5 protein-coding genes and 1 pseudogene are annotated in these 19,110 nt (G+C 75.5%); all 6 read right to left on the bottom strand.

The genetic code is table 11. The annotated features are described in order from the left end of the window. Positions 1-2 precede the first annotated feature (2 nt). Complete coding sequence (asnB, locus tag ACFXOZ_RS20630; RefSeq protein ID WP_380525769.1) at positions 3-1,844, bottom strand: asparagine synthase (glutamine-hydrolyzing); 1,842 nt, start codon at positions 1,842-1,844, stop codon at positions 3-5. A 43-nt stretch (positions 1,845-1,887) separates the two neighbouring features. After that, on the bottom strand, positions 1,888-2,400 hold the full coding sequence (locus ACFXOZ_RS20625) for an SRPBCC family protein (protein ID WP_375894654.1): 513 nt from the start codon (positions 2,398-2,400) through the stop codon (positions 1,888-1,890). A gap of 82 nt (positions 2,401-2,482) precedes the next feature. After that, positions 2,483-3,169 carry a class I SAM-dependent methyltransferase gene (locus ACFXOZ_RS20620; RefSeq protein ID WP_375894657.1) on the bottom strand — a complete coding sequence of 229 codons (687 nt, stop codon included), beginning with the start codon at positions 3,167-3,169 and terminating at the stop codon, positions 2,483-2,485. 108 nt (positions 3,170-3,277) lie between these two features. Further along, positions 3,278-10,345, bottom strand: a pseudogene (locus tag ACFXOZ_RS20615) (type I polyketide synthase); the annotation flags it as partial. 68 nt (positions 10,346-10,413) lie between these two features. Beyond that, positions 10,414-16,071: a type I polyketide synthase gene (locus ACFXOZ_RS20610; protein ID WP_380591861.1), complete on the bottom strand. Its 5,658-nt coding sequence runs from the start codon at positions 16,069-16,071 to the stop codon at positions 10,414-10,416. 63 nt (positions 16,072-16,134) lie between these two features. Continuing rightward, positions 16,135-19,062, bottom strand: a complete 2,928-nt coding sequence (locus ACFXOZ_RS20605) for an SDR family NAD(P)-dependent oxidoreductase (RefSeq protein WP_380591859.1) — start codon at positions 19,060-19,062, stop codon at positions 16,135-16,137. Between the last annotated feature and the right edge of the window lie 48 nt (positions 19,063-19,110).

Raw genomic sequence — 19,110 nt, 5'->3', positions numbered from 1 at the left:
CCTCAGGAGAGCTTGATGGTCGGGCGGTAGAGGTCGAGCCAGACGGCCAGGTCGAGGACCCGTTCGAACGCCTCGCGCTCGTCCCGGTCGACGGCCTCGGGCCGGGCGCCCGCGGCCGCCGCGAGCGCGGCCCGGTCGAAGAACTCGACCGCCTCGTGGCCGCCCGACAGCAGTTCGCCGACCTGCTGCTGCAACTGCCCCACGTAGGCGAGCTGCTGGGTGTGCGGGTAGAGGGCCTTCACCCGCTCCACCACCGACGCGGGGAGCACGTCCCGCACCGCCGCGCGCAGCAGGCTCTTCTCCCGCCCGTCGAAGGTCTTCATCGCCCACGGGGTGTTGTAGACGTACTCCACCAGGCGGTGGTCGCAGAACGGCACGCGCACCTCCAGGCCCACCGCCATGCTCATCCGGTCCTTGCGGTCCAGGAGCAGGCCCAGCAGGCTGGTCAGGTGCACGTGGCAGAACTCGCGCATCCGCCGCTCGTGCGCGTCCTCGCCCTCCAGCACCGGGATGGCGGCGACCGAGTCGCTCCAGCGCTGCGCCCAGTAGCCGGGGACGTCGAGGGTCCCCAGCAGCAGCCCGGCGTCGATCAGCTTGGTGGGGTGCTTCCGCGGACCGAGGCCGGAGGCGGTCACCCACGGGAACATCGCGGTCTGCTGGACCGCCGGCAGGTGGAACCACGGGTAGCCGCCGAAGATCTCGTCGGCCGACTCCCCGGAAAGGGCGACCGTCGAGTGCCGGCGGATCGCCTTGAACAGCAGGTACAGCGAGTTGTCCGCCTCGCCGAAGCCGAACGGCAGGTCGCGGGCGGTCACGGTGGCCCGGCGAACCTCGGGATCGGCCAGTTCGAGGTGGTCGAGCCGGATGTCGTGGTGCTGCGCGCCGACGTGCTCGACCACCGCGCGGGCGAACGGCGCGTCCGCCGAGCCGCGCAGGTCGTCGGGGCGGAATTCGTCCGGCTGCTCGAAGTCGACGGTGAAGGTCCGCACCCGCTCGCCCCCGTCCGCCAGGCGGCGGGCGGCCAGGGCGGTGAGGGCGCTGGAGTCGAGGCCGCCGGAGAGCAGCACGCACTGCGGCACGTCGGCGACCAGCTGCCGGGCCACGCTGTCCTCCAGCAGCTCCCGGACGCGCCGGACGGTGGCCTCGGTGTCGTCCCGGTGCTCGGTGACCTCCAGCCGCCAGTACACGTGCTCGCGCAGGCCCGAGCGGTCGACGGTCACCATGGCGCCCGGCTTGACCTCGTGCATGCCCGTCCAGACCGCGCGGCCGGGGGCCTTGACGAACCCGAACAGCTCGCGGAAGCCGTCGGCGTCCACCACGGGCTCCACCGCCGGGTGGGCGAGCAGGGCCTTCGCCTCGGACCCGAACAGCACGCCGTCGGCGGTCGGGTAGTAGTAGAGCGGCTTGATGCCCAGGCGGTCGCGCAGCAGCACCAGCTTCTCCACGCGGCCGTCCCAGATGCCCAGCGCGTACATGCCGTTGAGCCGGTCGGCGATCCCCTGCCCCCACTCCAGGTAGCCGCGCAGCACGACCTCGGTGTCACTGGAGGTGCGGAACTCGTGCCCCCGGCGGCGGAGTTCGTCCCGGAGCTCGGTGAAGTTGTACGCCTCGCCGCTGTACGTCATGGCGACCGGGCCGTCCGGCGTCTCGACGACCATCGGCTGCGCGCCGCCGGTCAGGTCGATGACGGCGAGCCGGCGGTGGCCCAGCGCGGCGTGCCGGGACAGCCAGGTGCCGGCGGCGTCCGGACCGCGGCAGGCCATGGTGTCGGTCATGGCGGTCAGGGCGGGGAGTTCACGTTCGAGGTCGTGCTGGAAGGAGATCCAGCCGGCGATCCCGCACATTCGGTTCTTCTTTCGTTCGGGGGCGGGGGTTGGGGCCGGGTGCTCAGCGGTGCGCGGCGCCGTGCCGGGAGGCCATGTAGGCGGGCAGGCCGTCGATGTGCGAGCGGCCGGTGGGGGCGAAGAAGAACCGGTCCAGCGGGCCCTGGAGGAACGACCACGGGCGGTTCAGCTCGGCCGCCCAGCGCCAGCCGAACCGGGCGCCGTTCTCGGTGGGTTCGACCACGTAGTCCTCCACCAGGTGACGGAAGATCGGGCGGGTCGCCTCGGTCGCGCTGAAGGTCTTGCGGGTGCCCTCCTCCCAGCGGAAGAAGCGCTCGCGGAGGGTGAAGTCACCGTCCATCTCGATCTCGCGGGTGGTGCCGACGCCGAACGGCCGGGGCGAGGTCCAGGTGAGCCGCCGCATGCCCTTCGTCCAGCTGGACACGCCGTCGCCGGTCAGGGCCGCCCAGGTCTCCTCCGCGGAGAACGGCACCTCGACCGAACGGGCGTGGTAGAGCGGGGCCGTGGCGAACAGCGAGTCGTCGGCCTCCTCGATCGGGTACCAGCGTGTCGACATGGTGTCGGGTCCTTCCGGGAACGGGGCGGTGGGGCGGGGAGGAGCGGTGAGGAGCGGTGAGGACGGGGCCGGGGCCCACGCCTCAGGCCTTGCGGGCCCGGAACAGGCCGACGGAGCCGCGCACGACGAGGTCGAAGTCGTCGAAGGACTGCTTGAGCTGGTCGCGCAGGTCCTCCAGGTCGTCCTGGTCGTTGTGGAAGACGCCCTTCGCGTTGAGGTTGTTCATCAGCCAGCGGCCGGCCCCGGTGACCGGGACCCCCGACGACAGCACGGTGCTGCCGAAGACCGTGCCGCCGGGCTTCACGGCCGCGGCCGCGTGGCGGATGGCCACGCCCTTCTCGCGCAGGCTGCCGGGGATGCAGTGCAGCAGGAAGCTCAGGGCGGCCGAGTCCTGGCTCTCGGCGGGCACCGGCAGCGGCTCCAGGGCGTTGGCGACCACCTTGGTGGTCCGGTAGTGCGCGAGCCGCTCGGCGGTGAAGTCGAGCGTGCTGGGGTTGAGGTCGGCCAGCGTGATGTGCGGGTTCGACACCGGGAACCGGGAGTGCGCCAGCAGGTACCCGGTGCCGACGCCGATCTCCAGGTGCTTCGCACCGAGGCAGGTGTCGTACATCTGCTGGAAGTTCCGCGGCGAGCACCGCCAGAACAGCGGCGCGCTGCCGCGGAAGACGACCAGGTCGTAGAAGGTCAGCGCGCGGCGGTGGTAGGGGGCCTGGCCGTCGTGGACCGCCTGGTCCAGGGAGGTGGGCCGGTTGCCGTTGTCAGTGCTCATGTTCTGCTCACCCTCGTCAGGAGTCGGACATCGTGGTGGTCGGGCCGGCCGTGCCGGTCGTGGTGGTCAGGCGACCGGCTCGGCGAGCCGGTCGAGGACCGCGCGCACGGTGGTGGGGCTGTGCTCGCCGGTCATCGTGAAGTGGTCGCCCGGAACCTCTGCCCCGGTGTGCGGGACCGGCCAGGAGGCCTGCCAGTCGGCGGCCGGGAAGCCGGGCAGCGGCCGGGCGGCGCGCAGGTGGAGCGTGGGCGTGGCCAGGGGCCGGGGCCGCCAGGCCTCGAAGAGCTGGGCGTAGCCGCCCATCGCGGTGAGGCAGACGTCGTCCAGCAGGGCGTCGGCGGGAATCCGACCGTCCGTCAACTGGGCGGCGATCTCCGCCTGGACGAGGGGAAGTATGGCACTGCCGGGCCGGTAGCTGTCCAGCAGGACGACCGACACCGGGAGGGCGCCGAGGTCCTCCAGGCGCTCCGCCACGGCGTGCGCGATCCAGCCGCCGGCGGAGTGGCCGAGCAGCGCGAACTGCTGCCCGGCGGCGAGCCGTTCGACGTCCTCGGCGTGCAGGCGCACCAGCGCGTCGAGATCGGCCGGGAGCCGCTCGCCCGCGGCGAAGCCGGGGGCCGGCAGCGCCCACAGCTCGTGCCGGCCGCCCACGGCGGCGGCGAGCCGCGCGTACTGGTGGGCGCCGGACCTGCTCGCGAACGACGGGAAGCAGAACAGGCGGGGGGCCGCCGGACCCTGGGTGAGGCGAACGGGAGCCGGCCGGCCGGACGGGTCGGGCGGGGAGTCGAAGGTGTCGCGGAACCGCGCGGCGGCGGACAGGAGTGCGTTGAACTCCGCGAACCGGCCCAGCTCCGCCGCCCGTGGAGCGAGCGAGGCCAGCAGCCCGCCGGGCGGACCGGCCGACGGCACCGTGGCGGCGTCCAACCGGTCCAGCAGGTGGGCGGCGAGGGCGTCGAGCGTGGAGTGCTCGAACACCGCCGTGGCGGACAGGTCCAGGCCGGTGGCGGCCTGGAGGGCGGCGCTCAGCTCGGTCGCGGCGAGGGAGTCGAGTCCCAGCTCGGGCAGGCTCAGAGCGGTCTCCACGTCCTCGGTCGAGCTGTGCCCGAGCGCGGCGGCCACCTCGGCGGCCACCAACTCCCTGAGGAACGGGCCGCGTTCGGCCGGATCGAGGGAGGACAGTCGTTCGGGCGACCGGGGGCCGGCGTTCTCCTCGGGCGTTCGGGGGTCACCCGGCGCGGTGGCCGGTGGTTCGGTGGCCGGTGGTTCAGTGGCGGGCGTCCCGGTGGCGGGCCCGGCCGTCCGGGAGGCCGGTGCGACGCCCTCCGGCCAGAACCGGCGCCGCTGGAACGCGTACGTGGGCAGGGCGACCCGGTCGTCTCCACCGGAGTCGGCGAGAACGGCCTCCCAGGCCACCGGGACGCCACGGACGTGGACACCGGCCAGCGCGGTCAGCGCGCTGTCCACCTCCGGCCGGCCGCTCCGCAGCAGCGGCACCGCCGCCGGGGCCGGGCTCAGGTCGGCCAGCGCGTCCCGCACCAGGGCGGACAGCACGCCGCCGGGGCCGAGTTCGAGGAAGGTGGTCACGCCGTCCGCAGCCATCCGGCGCACGCCGTCGTGGAAGCGCACCGCCTCCCGGATGTGCCGGACCCAGTACTCCGGTGCGCACACCTGCTCGGCTGTCGCCTGCTCGCCGGTCAGGTTCGACAGCAGCCGGATCCGCGGTGGCCGGTACGCGAGCCCGCTCGCCGCCTCGTGGAACCGGTCCAGCACGCCGTCCATCAGCGGCGAGTGGAACGCCCGGGTGACCCGGAGGCGCTTCGTCCGGCGACCACGCGCGGCGAGGACGGCCGCGACCTCCTCGACCGCCTCGGCCAGGCCGGAGAGCACGACGGCGCGCGGCCCGTTGACGGCCGCGATGCCGACCCGGCCCTCCCCGCCCGCCAGCAGCGGCAGCACCTCGTCCTCCGACGCCTCGACGGCCACCATCGCGCCGCCCTCCGGCGAGTCCTGCATCAGCCTGCCGCGGGCGGCGACCAGGCGGCAGGCGTCCTCCTGCGTCAGCACGCCGGCCGCGCAGGCCGCCGCCAGTTCGCCGACGGAGTGGCCGCCGACGTAGTCGGGCGTCACACCCCAGGACAGCAGCAGGCGGAACGCCGCCAGGCCGACGGCGAAGAGCCCGGCCTGGGTGAACACGGTCTCGTCGAGCAAGGCGGCCTCGGCGCTGCCCTCCGGGGCGAACAGGACGTCGCGCAGCGCGGGACGCCCGGGCGCGGCCAGGTGCCGGTCCAGTTCCGCGCACACCTCGTCCAGTGCCCGCGCGAAGACCGGATGGGCCTGGTGGAGGCCCCGGCCCATGCCGGGTCGCTGGCTGCCCTGGCCCGGGAACAGGAAGCCGACCCGGCCGGGCACCGCGGTGCCCCGGAGCAGTCCGGGGGCGGTGTCGCCCGCGGCCAGCGCGGCCAGCCCGGCCCGCAGCTCGCCGAGGTCGCGGCCGAGCACGACCGCCCGGTGCGGCAGGGCGGCCCTGGACAGCGCCAGTGAGCGCCCGACGGCGGCGGGGGACGGGCCGTCGGCGGGGGAGGGACCGTCGGCGAGGTGGTCCCGGAGGCGCTCCGCCTGGCCGCGCAGGGCGGCCGCGCTGCGGGCCGAGACCGGCCAGGCGACGAGCGGCGCAGGCGCGGGAGGTGCGGGTTCGGCCGGCGCCCCGTGCTCCGTCGGGGCCTGCGGCGCGTCGCCCCCGGACGCGTCGGCCGGGCGCGGCTGTCCGGGCACCGCCGGGGCCTGTTCGAGGACCACGTGGGCGTTGGTGCCGCTGATGCCGAAGGCGGACACGCCCGCGCGCCGGGGACGGCCCCCCTCCGGCCAGGCCACCGGCTCGGTGAGCAGGGCGACCGCGCCGGAGGACCAGTCCACGTGCGGGGTGGGGGCGTCGGTGTGCAGGGTGGGCGGCAGGACGCCGTGCTCCATCGCCTTCACCATCTTGATCACACCCGCCATGCCGGCGGCCGCCGCGGTGTGCCCGATGTTGGACTTCACCGAGCCCAGCCACAGCGGCCGTTCCGCCGACCGGTCCCGCCCGTACGTCGCGAGCAGGGCCTCGGCCTCGATCGGGTCCCCGAGCGGAGTGCCCGTCCCGTGCGCCTCGACCGCGTCCACCTCGTCCGGTGCCAGCCCGGCACTGGCCAGGGCCTGCCGGATCACCCGCTGCTGGGAGGGGCCGTTGGGCGCGGACAGGCCGTTGCTCGCACCGTCCTGGTTGGTCGCCGAGCCGCGGATCACGGCCAGCACCGGATGCCCGTTGCGGCGGGCATCGGACAGCCGTTCCAGCAGCAGCACACCCGCACCCTCGCCCCAGGCGGTGCCGTCGGCCGCGGCGGCGAACGGCTTGCACCGGCCGTCCGGGGCCAACCCGCGCTGCCGGCTGAAGCCGATGAACGCCTGCGGAGTGGACAGCACCGTGACGGCCCCCGCGAGCGCGAGCGTGCTCTCGCCGGCGCGCAGCGAGCGGCAGGCCAGGTGCAGGGCGACCAGGGAGGAGGAGCACGCGGTGTCCACCGTCAGGGCCGGACCCTCCAGCCCGTAGGTGTAGGCGAGCCGACCGGAGATGACGCTCGCCGCGTTGCCGGTCAGCAGGTAGCCCTCCAGGCCGTCCGCGGACTCCTGGGCCAGCAGGTGGTAGTCCTGGCCGCTACTGCCGGCGAAGACGCCGGTCCGGCTGCCGCGCAGGGACTCCGGGTCGATCCCGGCGCGCTCGAAGGCCTCCCAGGAGGTCTCCAGCAGCAGCCGCTGCTGCGGGTCCATGGCGAGCGCCTCGCGCGGGCCGATGCCGAAGAAGGCGGCGTCGAAGCGGTCGGCGTCATGGAGGAAGCCGCCCTCGCGGGTGTAGGTGCGGCCGGGGCGGTCCGGGTCCGGGTCGTAGAGGTTGTCGAGGTCCCAGCCCCGGTTGCCCGGGAACGGCGTGATCGCGTCGCGGCCGTCCGCGACCAGCCGCCACAGGTCCTCGGGGCTGCGCACCTCGCCCGGGTAGCGGCAGGCCATGGCCACGATCGCGATGGGCTCCTCGTCGTCACCGGCCCTCGTGGGAACGGGCGGCGCCTCGTCGGCCGGGGCCTCGGTGCCCGCGAGCCGGCCGAGCAGGTGGCGGCCCAGGGCCTCGGGCGTCGGATGGTCGAAGGCGACGGCCGCCGGGAGCCGGAGACCGGTGACGGCGATCAGCCGGTTGCGCAGCTCGACCGCGGTGAGCGAGACGAACCCCAGCTCGTGGAACGAGCGCCCCGGCGGGATCGGACCGGTGAGGCCGAGGACGGCGGTCGCGTGGGACTCCACCAGGTCCAACAGCAGGCGCTCGCGGTCGGGCTCGGCCAGTTCGGCGAGGCGACGGCGCAGCTGCGCCCCGGCCGAACCCGCGGTGCCTTCGTCCGGCTCGGCGGTCGGCGTGGCCGTCCCGACGGTGTCCACCCAGTAACGGCTGCGTTGGAAGGGGTAGGTGGGGAGGTCGGGGTGGGTGCCGGGGGTGAGGTAGGGGGTCCAGTCGACGGGGTGGCCGTGGGTGTGGAGGTGGGCGGCGGAGGTGAGGAGTCGGGTCCAGGTTCCTTCGTTGCGGCGGAGGGTGCCGGTGATGAGGGTGGGGGTTGTGGTGTCGAGGGTTTCCTCGATGGCGGGGGTGAGGACGGGGTGGGGGCTGATTTCGAGGTAGGTGGTGTGGCCGTCGGTGAGGGCGGAGTTGAGGGCTTGGGTGAGGAGGACGGGTTGGCGGAGGTTGGTGTACCAGTAGTCGGCGTTGAGTTGGGTGGTGTCGATTCGTTCGCCGGTGACGGTGGAGTAGAAGGGGATGTCGGCGGGCTTGGGGGTGATGCCGGCGAGTTGTTCGGCGAGCTGGTCGCGGAGTTGTTCGACGTGGTGGGTGTGGGAGGCGTAGTCGACGTCGATGCGGCGGGCGCGGATGTCCGAGTTCTCGCAATGGGTGAGGAGTTGGTCGAGGGCGTCGTGGTCGCCGGCGATGACGGTGGTGGTGGGGCCGTTGTGGGCGGCGACGCTCAGCCGTCCGTCCCAGGCCTTCAACAGCTCGACGGTGTCCTGGTGGCCGAGGGGGATGGACGCCATGCCGCCGTGTCCGCTGATGGCGAGGATGGCGCGGCTGCGCAGGGCGGCGATCCGTGCGCCGTCGTGGAGGGTGAGGGCTCCGGCGATGGTGGCTGCGGCGATCTCGCCCTGGGAGTGGCCGATGACGGCGGCGGGGTGGATGCCGAGGGACTGCCAGAGTTCGGCGAGGGCGACCATGACGGCGAACAGGGTGGGCTGGACGACGTCGACCCGCCCGAGGTCGAGGGTGCCGCGCAGGGCGTCCGTCAGCGACCAGTCGATGTGCGGGGCCAGGGCGTCCTGGCAGCGGGCGATGCTGGCGGCGAACACGGGTGAGGTGTCGAGGAGTTCGGCGCCCATGCCGATCCACTGCGAGCCCTGTCCGGGGAACACGAACACCGGACGCTCGAAGCTGCCGCTGCCGATGGGAGCGGTCCCCTCAGCGACGGCGGCGAGAGCGCTGAGCAGTTCGGCGTGGTCCTGTCCGATGGCGACGGCCCGGTGGTCCAGGTGGGCCCGTCCGGTGAGGAGGGTGTGGCCGACGGCTCGCAGGTCGGTGTCGGGGTGGTCCTGGAGGAACGCGGCCAACTGTCCTGCCTGGGCGCGCAGCGCCTGCTCGTCGCGGGCGGAGAGGACCCACGGCACGACGGGGAACGGCGAGTCGGTGGCGGCGTCCTCCGCCGAGGCGGCGGGCGAAGCAGCCGGCGCCTCCTCCAGGATCACGTGAGCGTTCGTCCCGCTCGCTCCGAACGCCGACACGCCCGCCCGTCGCGGACGCCCGTCCTCCTCGGGCCACTCCCTCGGCTCGGTCAGCAGCGACACCGCTCCCGAGGCCCAATCGACGTGCGGGGTCGGCTCGTTGACGTGCAGCGTCTGCGGCAGTACGCCGTTGCGCATCGCCATCACCATCTTGATGACGCCCGCCGCGCCCGCCGCGGCCTGGGTGTGCCCGATGTTGGACTTCACCGAGCCGAGCCAGAGCGGGCGTTCGGCGGGCCGGTCCTTGCCGTAGGTGGCGAGCAGGGCCTGCGCCTCGATCGGGTCACCGAGCGTGGTTCCCGTGCCGTGGGCCTCGACCGCGTCGACGTCGTCGGCGGCCAGTCGGGCGTTGTCGAGGGCCTGGCGGATGACGCGCTGCTGCGACGGCCCGTTGGGCGCGGTGAGCCCGTTGGAGGCGCCGTCCTGGTTGACGGCGGAGCCGCGGATCACGGCGAGGACGGGGTGCCCGTTGCGCTGGGCGTCGGAGAGCCGTTCCAGCAGGAGGACGCCGACGCCCTCGCCCCAGCCGGTGCCGTCGGCGGCGGCTGCGAAGGCCTTGCAGCGTCCGTCGGGGGCGAGGCCGCGTTGGCGGCTGAACTCGACGAACATGCCGGGGGCGGCCATGACCGCCGCGCCGCCGGCGAGGGCGGTCGAGCACTCGCCCCTGCGCAGCGACTGGCAGGCCAGGTGCAGGGCGACCAGCGAGGAGGAGCACGCGGTGTCCACCGTGATCGCCGGGCCCTCCAGGCCGAACACGTACGACAGCCGGCCCGAGATGACGCTTGCCGCGCCACCCGAGAGCAGGTACCCCTCCAGGCTCTCCGTGGCCCGCTGGGCGAGCGCCGCGTAGTCGACCTGTCCCGCGCCCATGAAGACGCCGGTCCGGCTGCCGCGCAGGGACTCGGGGGCGATGCCGGCCCGCTCGAAGGCCTCCCAGGAGGTCTCCAGCAGCAGCCGCTGCTGCGGGTCCATCGCCAGCGCCTCGCGCGGGCCGATGCCGAAGAACCCGGCGTCGAACCGGTCGGCACCGTCCACGAAGCCGCCCTCGCGGGCGTAGGTGTGGCCGGCCCGGTCGGGGTCCGGGTCGTACAGCGACTCCACGTCCCAGCCGCGGTCGGCGGGGAACGGGGTGACGGCGTCCCGGCCGTCCGCGACCAGCTGCCACAGCCGTTCGGCGGAGTCGGCGCCGCCGGGGTAGCGGCAGGCCATGCCGACGATCGCGATCGGTTCGGCCGCGACGGTCTCCGTCTCCTGGAGCCGGCGGCGCGTCTCCTGGAGGTCGGCGGTCACCCGCTTGAGGAAGTAACGGAGCTTGTCCTCGGTCTCGCTGGCCACAGTGGCGCTACCCCTTCGGATGGAACAGGAACAGGACGGCTGGTCGGCGGTGGCGCCGGCGGGAGGAGTCAGGAGATGCCGAGCTCGTTGGTGATGAAGTCGAAGACCTCGTCGTCGTCGGCGGAGTCCAACTCCAGTCCGGTGCCGGCGGACGGGTCGTCCGCCGGCCCGGACCGCGGGCTCCAGCGGTCGGTCACGGCCCGCAGCCGATCCGCGATCCGGGCCCGCTCGGGGTGGTCGGCGCCGACCCCGGCGAGCACGGCTTCGAGGCGGTCCAGCTCCGCCAGGACCGGTGCGGCCGAGGGCGCGTCCTCGCGCGGGAGTTCCGCGTCCAGGTAGCGGGCGAGTTCCGCCGCCGTCGGGTAGTCGAAGACGAGCGTGGCCGGCAGGCGCAGCCCCGAGGCGGTGGTAAGACGGTTGCGCAGTTCGACCGCGGTCAGCGAGTCGAAGCCGAGGTCGCCGAACGCCCGGTCCGCGCCCACCGCCGCCGGGGCCGAGTGGCCCAGCACCACGGCCACCTGAGCGCGCACCAGGTCCAGCAGGGCACGTTCGCGCTCCGCGTCGGACAGCCCGGCGAGCCGCTGCCGCAGGCCGTCGGCCGCCGCGGCGTCCGGTCGGTGGGCGGGGGCGGCGGACGGGCCGGCCAGCCCGCGCAGCAGCGGCGGGAGGTCGGGGCCGGCCTGGCGCAGCGCGGCGGGGTCCAGTCGGACCGGCAGCGAGGTCGGGTCGGGTCCGGCGAGCGCCGCGTCGAACAGGGCCAGGCCGTCCTGCGGGCCGAGCGGGAGGACGCCCGAGCGCCGCATCCGGCCGAGCGTGGTCTCGTCGAGCGTGCCCGCCATGCCCCGGTCCTGCTGCCACGGGCCCCAGGCCAGCGACCGGGCGGGCAGGCCCCGCGCGGCGCGGTGCTGGGCGAGGGCGTCGAGGAAGGCGTTCGCCGCCGCGTAGCCGCCCTGGCCGGCACCGCCGAGGGTGGCCGTGGCGGAGGAGAACAACACGAAGGCGGCGAGGCCGGCGTCCCGGGTGAGTTCGTGCAGGTGCCAGGCGGCGTCCGTCTTCGGGCGGAGCACGGCCTCGAAGCGTTCCTCGGTGAGGGAGGCCAGTGCCCCGTCCGCGACCACGCCGGCGGCGTGCACGACGGCGGTGAGCGGGTGGTCGGCGGGCACGGCGGCGAGGGCCCGGGCGAGGTCCTCGCGGTCGGCGGTGTCGCAGGCGGTGACGGTCACCCGGGCGCCCAGGTCGGTGAGTTCGGCGGTGAGTTCGGCCGCTCCGGGGGCCTCGGGGCCGCGGCGGCCGAGCAGCAGCAGGTGCCGCACGCCGTACGCGGTGACCAGGTGCCGGGCGAGCAGCGAGCCGAGCGCGCCGGTGCCGCCGGTGATCAGCACGGTGCCGTCCGGGTCGAGCGCGGCGGCCGTGTCGGCTGCTTCGGTCGTCGCCGGGCGGGCGGGTACCAGGCGCGGGGCCAGGACGGTGCCGGCGCGCAGGGCGAGCTGCGGTTCGCCGCCGACGGCCGCCCGGTCCAGTGCCGCGGTGGTGTCCGCGCCGCCGTCCGGGTCGAGGCCGTCACGGTGGTCGAGGCCGTCACGGTTGAGGTCGGCGGGGTGGTCGAGGTCGAGCAGGACGAAGCGGTCGGGCTGCTCGGCCTGGGCGGCCCGGACGAGACCCCACAGCGGCGCGTGGGCGAGGTTCGGGACGTCCGCGGCCGCGGCCCGGCCGGTGGCGGGGTCGCCCGGGTCCGTCCGGTCGGCGGCCACCGCGCCGTGCGTCACCAGGACCAGCCGGGAGGCCGCGAACCGGTCGTCCGCCGCCCACGTGGTCAGCGTGGACCACGTCCGGCGCAGGGCCGCCCGCACCGCCGCGGGGAGGTCGCCCGTGGTGTCCGGCAGGGGCAGGACGACCGCGTCCGGCACCGGAAGTCCCGCGGTGACGGCCTCGCCGAGGGCCGTGAGGTCGGGGTGGCGGTCGAGACCGGGGAACCCGGCACCGTCCCCGAGCACGGCCCATCGGCCGCGCTCCCGTTCGACGCCGTCCGCGGCCGGGAGGGGAGCCCACTCGACCCGGAACAGCGCGTCGCCCAGCCCGGCCCGGGCCGCCGCGCGGAGTTGGTCGAGCGAGACCGGACGGGCCCGCAGGGCGCCGACCGAGGCGACCGGCGCGCCGGTCCCGTCGGCCACGTCCAGGGACATCGCGTCCGGTCCGGCCGGGGCCAGCCGCAGCCGCAGGGCGACCGCGCCGGGCCGGTGCACCCGCACGTTGTTCCAGGCGAAGGGCAGCAGGACCTGCTCGCCGGTGTTCCCGACCAGGCCCGCGTGCAGGGCGGCGTCGAGCAGGGCGGGGTGGACCCCGTACCCGTCCGCCCGGTTCCGTTCCGACTCGGGCAGGGCGACCTCGCCGTACACGTCCTCGCCCGCGCGCCACATCGCCCGCAGGCCCCGGAACGACGGGCCGTAGTCGAAACCGTCACGGGCGACGGCGGAGTAGAAGCCGTCGAGGTCCACCGGCTCGGCGCCCTCGGGCGGCCAGACGCCGGTCGGCCGCCAGCCCGCGCCGCCGTCCCCGGCGGCCAGCGTGCCGGCCGCGTGCCGGGTCCAGTCCGCGGTGTTGTCCGGCCGTGCGTACACGCCGATCGGCCGTCGGCCCGACCCGTCGGCCGCGCCGACCGTCACCTGCACCTGGGCCGTCCCGGCGCCGGCGAGGATCAGCGGCGCCTCCTGGTCGAGTTCCTCGACCGTCGTGCAGCCGGCCAGCCGGGCCGCGTGCAGCGCCAGTTCCAGGTACGCGGTGCCGGGCACCACCGTGCTGCCCAGCACCACGTGGTCGGCGAGCCAGCGGTGGGTGTGGGTCGACAGTCGGCCGGTGAGGAGCAGCCCGCCGCCCTCGGCCGGGGCGACGACGGCGCCGAGCAGCGGATGCCCGGCGCTCGCCACGCCCAGTTCGGCGGCCTCGGCGGGTGCTCCGTCGGCGGGGGCCAGCCAGTACCGCTCGCCCTGGAACGCGTACGTCGGCAGGTCCGGCCGGTGGCCGGCCGGGCCGACCAGTTCGGTGAGCAGGGCCGGCCAGTCCACCCGGGTGCCGCGCGCGTGGGCCCGGGCGACCGCGCCGAGCACGGTGTCCGACTCCGGGCGGCCGCGGCGCAGCAGCGGCGCCGCGGCGACGTCCCCGGTCCCGTCCCCGGCACTCTGCCGGACCATGGCGGACAGCACGCCGTCGGGGCCGAGTTCCAGGAAGGTCGTCACGCCCTGGTCGAGCAGGTGCCGGACGCCGTCGTGGAAGCGCACGCCCTCGCGCACGTGCCGGACCCAGTACTCCGACGTGCGGATCCGCTCGGCGGCGGCCGGCCGGCCGGTGAGGTTGGAGACGACCGGGATCGTCGGCTCGTGCAGCGTGAGGCCGTCGAGCACCTCGCGGAACGGGGCGAGCATGCCGTCCATGCGGGCGGAGTGGAAGGCGTGGCTGACGGTCAGCCGCTTCGTCCGGCGGCCCTGCGCGCTCAGCTGCTCGACGATCGGTGCGACCGCGTCCTCCTCGCCGGAGAGCACGACGGAGCGGGGCCCGTTGACGGCGGCGATGCCGGCCGCGCCGGCGTGGTCGGTCAGCAGGGCGGTCACCTCCTGCTCCGTCGCCTCCACCGCCACCATCGCGCCGCCGGCGGGGAGCCGCTGCATCAGGCGGCCGCGGGCGGCCACCGCCGTGACCGCGTCCTCCAGCGAGAACACCCCGGCGACGTGGGCCGCCGCGAGTTCCCCGATCGAGTGCCCGAGGACGAAGTCCGGCCGCAGGCCCCAGGATTCGACCAGCCGGAACAGCGCCACCTCCAGCGCGAACAGGGCGGACTGGGTGAAGGCCGTCTCGTCCAGCCGGTCCGCTCCCGGCGCCCCCTCCTCGGCGAGCAGCACCTCGCGGACCGGCAGGCCGCTCCGCTTCGTCAGCAGGTCGCACACCCGGTCCAGCTCGGCCGCGAACACCGGGAAACGCCGGTACAGTTCGCGGCCGGCGCCGGCGCGCTGGGCACCCTGGCCGGTGAACAGGAACGCCAGCTTGCCGGTGCGGGTGGCCGAGCCCTGGACGAGGTCGGGCGCGTCGTCGCCCCGGCGCAGCGCGTCGAGGCCGGCGAGCAGCTCCTCGCGGCCGGTCCCGAGCACCACCGCGCGGTGGTCGAGGCCGGCCCGGGCGGTGGCCAGTGTCCACGCGACGTCCGCGGCCGCCCACTCCGGGGCGGCGGCCGCGGCGTCGGCCAGCCGACCGGCCTGGGCGCGCAGGGCCTCCGGGCTCCGGGCCGACAGCAGCCACGGGGTCGCGGTGGGTGCGGTGCGGCCGCCGGGGGCGGGCCGCTCCTCCACGGGCTGGTCCTCGACGTGCTGGTCCTCGACGTGCTGTTCCAGGATCACGTGGGCGTTGGTGCCGCTGATGCCGAAGGAGGAGACGGCGGCCCGCCGAGGGCGGTCGACGGCAGGCCAGTCGCGCCGCTCGGTGAGCAGTTCGACCGCGCCGCGGGACCAGTCGACCTGCGGGGTGGGCTCGTCGACGTGCAGGGTGGCGGGCAGGACGCCGTGGCGCATCGCCATCACCGTCTTGATGACGCCGGCGACGCCCGCGGCGAGCTGGGTGTGGCCGATGTTGGACTTCACCGAGCCGAGCCAGAGCGGCCGTTCGGCGGGCCGGTCCTGGCCGTAGGTGGCGAGCAGGGCCTGCGCTTCGATCGGGTCGCCGAGCCGGGTGCCGGTGCCGTGGGCCTCCACGGCGTCCACGTCGGCGGCGGTGAGCCGGGCGTCCGCGAGCGCGGCCCGGATCACCCGCTGCTGGGCCGGTCCGCTCGGCGCGGTCAGGCCGTTGGAGGCGCCGTCCTGGTTGACGGCGGAGCCGCGGACCACGGCGAGCACCGGGTGCCCGTTGCGGCGGGCGTCGGAGAGCCGCTCGACCAGCAGCACCCCGACGCCCTCGCCCCAGGCGGTGCCGTCGGCCGCGCCCGCGAAGGCCTTGCAGCGCCCGTCGGGGGCGAGGCCGCGCTGACGGCTGAACTCGATGAACATGTGCGGTGCCGCCATCACCGCCGCGCCGCCGACCAGCGCCATCGAGCACTCGCCGTCGCGCAGCGCCCGGCCGGCCAGGTGCAGGGCCACGAGCGAGGAGGAGCACGCGGTGTCCACCGTCACCGCCGGGCCCTCCAGCCCGAAGGTGTAGGCGAGCCGGCCGGAGGCGACGCTGACGGTGGTCCCGGTCAGCAGGTAGCCCTCGGAGCCCTCCGCGCCGCGCGGGTCGGAGGCGTAGCCGAGGGGGGAGGCGCCGACGAACACGCCGGTCGCGGTGCCGCGCACGGACTCCGGGTCGATGCCGGCGCGTTCGAAGACCTCCCAGGAGGTCTCCAGCAGGAGGCGCTGCTGCGGGTCCATGGCGAGCGCCTCGCGCGGGCTGATCCCGAAGAAGGCGGCGTCGAACCGTTCCGCGCCGCGGACGAAGCAGCCCGTCCGGACGTAGCTGCGGCCGGCCCGGTCGGGGTCCGGGTCGTACAACTCCTCGGCGTCCCAGCCGCGTTCCGTCGGGAAGCCGGACAGGGCGTCGCGGCCGTCGGACACCAGGCGCCACAGCTCCTCGGGGCTGTCGACGTCACCGGGGTAGCGGCAGGCCATGCCGACGATCGCGATCGGCTCGTGCCGGGCCTCGGTCAGCCGGTGGTTCTGCTGCTGGAGCCGCTTGTTCTCCTTGAGGGAGAGCCGGAGCGCCTCCAGCACCCTGTTCTCCTGGGATCCAGCCTGTGATGCAGCCATCGTTGGTTCTCCGCAGTCCGAGCGCGATCAGAGGTCAGTGGTGCCGAAAGCCAGGCCGATCAGGTCGTCGGCGTCCATGGCGTCGATCTCGTCGAGGTCCCCGTCCGGTTCGGCCGGCGGCTCCTCCGGACCGGCGCCGGCCAGTGCCAGCAGGGCGTCGAGCAGGCCGGCGGCGCGCAGCCGGGCGGGCGGGACGGTCGCCAGGAGCCGGCTGATCTCGCCGTCGGAGGCCGGCCGGCCAGCGGCGGGCTCGGCCGGGGCCAGCTCGGTCCGGAGGAAGGCGGCCAGGGCGTCCGGCGTCGGATGGTCGAAGACCAGGGTGGCGGGCAGCCGGAGTCCGGTGGCGAGGTTGAGCCGGTTGCGCAGCTCGACGGCGGTGAGCGAGTCGAAGCCGAGCTGTTTGAACGCCCGGTCCGGCTGGACGGCCCCGCCCGTGGCGTGGCCGAGTACCACCGCCGCGTTGGTGAGCACCAGTTCCAGCAGCGCGCGGGTGCGTTCGGCCTCGGGCAGGGCGGCCAGCCGCAGGGCCGGGGCCGGCCCGTCGTCCGTTCCGGTGGCCGCCGCCGTGCGCCTGGTGCCGGCACCGACCAGCCGGCGCAGCAACGGCGGCACCGAGCCGGACTGGAAGGCGGTACGGGCGGTCGCGACGTCGAGCTTCATCGCCACCAGCTGGTCCCGGTCGGAGGGCAGTGCCGCGCTGAACATCGACACGCCGTCGCCGTCGGACAGCGGGCTCACCCCCGAGCGCCGCAGCCTGGCCAGGTCGGTGCTGCCGAGGTGGCCGGTCATGCCGCTGGCCCGCTCCCACAGGCCCCAGGCGATCGACAGGCCCGGCAGGCCCTCGGCGCGGCGGCGCCGGGCGAGCGCGTCGAGGAAGGCGTTGGCGGCGGCGTAGTTGCCCTGGCCGGGGCCGCCCAGGACGGCCGCCGAGGAGGAGAACAGGACGAAGGCGCCGAGGTCCGCGTCGCGGGTCAGCTCGTGCAGGTGCCAGGCGGCGTCCGCCTTGGGGCGCATCACGGCCGAGACCTGGGCCGGCGTCAGCGAGGCGACCACCGCGTCGTCCAGCACGCCGGCGGCGTGGACGACGGCGGTGAGCGGGTGGTCGGCGGGGACGGCGGCGAGGGCCCGGGCGAGGTCCTCGCGGTCGGCGGTGTCGCAGGCGGTGACGGTCACCCGGGCGCCCAGGCCGGTGAGTTCGGCGGTGAGTTCGGCCGCTCCGGGGGCCTCGGGGCCGCGGCGGCCGAGCAGCAGCAGGTGCCGCACGCCGTGCTCGGTGACCAGCTGCCGGGCCACCAGTGCGCCGAGCGCGCCGGTGCCGCCGGTGATCAGCATGGTGCCGTCCGGGTCCGGGACCGTCGGCATGGTGAGCACCACCTTGCCGACGTGCCGGGCCTGGCCCATGAAGCGGAACGCGTCCAGCGCCCGCCGCACGTCCCAGGTGCGGGCGGGGATCGGACGGAGCACCCCGCGTTCGAACAGCGGCATGAGCTCGGCCATCATCCGGCCGATCCGGTCGTAGCCGGCCTCGATCAGGTCGAACCAGAGGTAGGAGGTGCCGGGGTGGGCGGCGGTGACCTCGGCCGCGTCGCGGATGTCGGTCTTGCCCATCTCCACGAACCGCCCGCCGTCGGCGAGCAGCCGCAAGGAGGCGTCGACGAACTCGTGGGCGAGGGAGTTGAGCACCACGTCCACGCCCCGGCCCCCGGCGGCGGCGCGGACCCGCTGCTCGAAGTCGAGACTGCGCGAGGAGGCGATCCGCTCGGGCGGGATGCCGAGCGCGCGCAGGGTGCCCCACTTGGCCGGGCTGGCCGTGGCGAACACCTCGGCGCCCAGGTGGCGGGCCAGTTGGATCGCCGCCAGGCCGACGCCGCCGGTCGCCGAGTGGATCAGCACCGACTCGCCGGCGCCCAGCCCGGCGAGGTCGACCAGGCCGTAGTAGGCGGTCAGGAAGGCGATCGGCACCGAGGCCCCCTCGGTGAACGTCCAGCGTGCGGGGAGCGGGACGAGCAGCCGCTGGTCGACCACGGCGACCGGCCCGAACGAGCCGGGCACCATCCCCATCACGCGGTCGCCCGGGGCGAACGCGGTGACGCCGGGGCCGGTCTCCAGCACGACGCCGGCGGCCTCCCCGCCCATGACGTCCTGGTCGACCATGCCCAGGCCGAGCAGCACGTCGCGGAAGTTCATGCCGGCGGCTCGTACGGCCAGCCGGACCTGGCCGGGGCCGAGCGGTGCGGAGGCCGCCGGGTGGGGGAGGAGGGCGAGGTTCTCCAGCGTGCCCTTCGCGGTGGTGTCCAGGCGCCAGTCGGGCGTGTCCGCCGGGGGCTCCAGCAGTCGGCCGGTGCTCGCCCGGACGAGCCGCGGGGCGAGCAGGACGCCCTGGCGGAGCGCGAGTTGGGGCTCGGCGGTGGCGAGCGCGGCGGCCAGGGTGAGCGGCAGCCCGTCAGGGTGCCCGTCCAGGTCGAGGAGGACGAAGCGGCCCGGATGCTCGGTCTGGGCGGAGCGCACCAGGCCCCACACCGCGGCGTGGGCGAGGTCCGGCACGCTTTCGCCGTCGGCAGCCGCCACCGCGCCCCTGGTCAGCACGACGAGCCGGGAGGCGACGAACTGCTCCTTCGTCAGCCAGTCCTGAACGACCGTCAGGATTCGGTCGACGGCCTCGCGCGCGGCGGCGGGGGCGTCGTCCGGCGATTCGGGGCCGGCGCAGGTGACCAGGACGGCGTCCGGGACCGTCGCACCGGCCTCCACGGTCCCGGCGAGGGCGGTGAGGTCGGGATGCGTGCCGAGCCGCAGGTCGTCGGGCAGCCCGAGGCGGTCGGTGCCGAGCAGGACCCAGCGTCCGGCCGCTGCCCCGGGCGGGGGCGGCACTTCGGTCCAGTCCACACCCAGCAGCGGGTCCGCGCCGTCGTCGGCCGCGGATCGCAGCTGCTCGCGGTCGACCGGGCGGCTCGCCACCGACGCCGCCCCGGCGCCCCCCGCGCCCCCAACCAAGGCCCCCCCCAC

The organism is Kitasatospora sp. NPDC059160 (assembly GCF_042755465.1).
Taxonomy (GTDB): Bacteria; Actinomycetota; Actinomycetes; order Streptomycetales; family Streptomycetaceae; genus Kitasatospora.
This window is presented reverse-complemented; position numbering and strand designations above follow the sequence as displayed.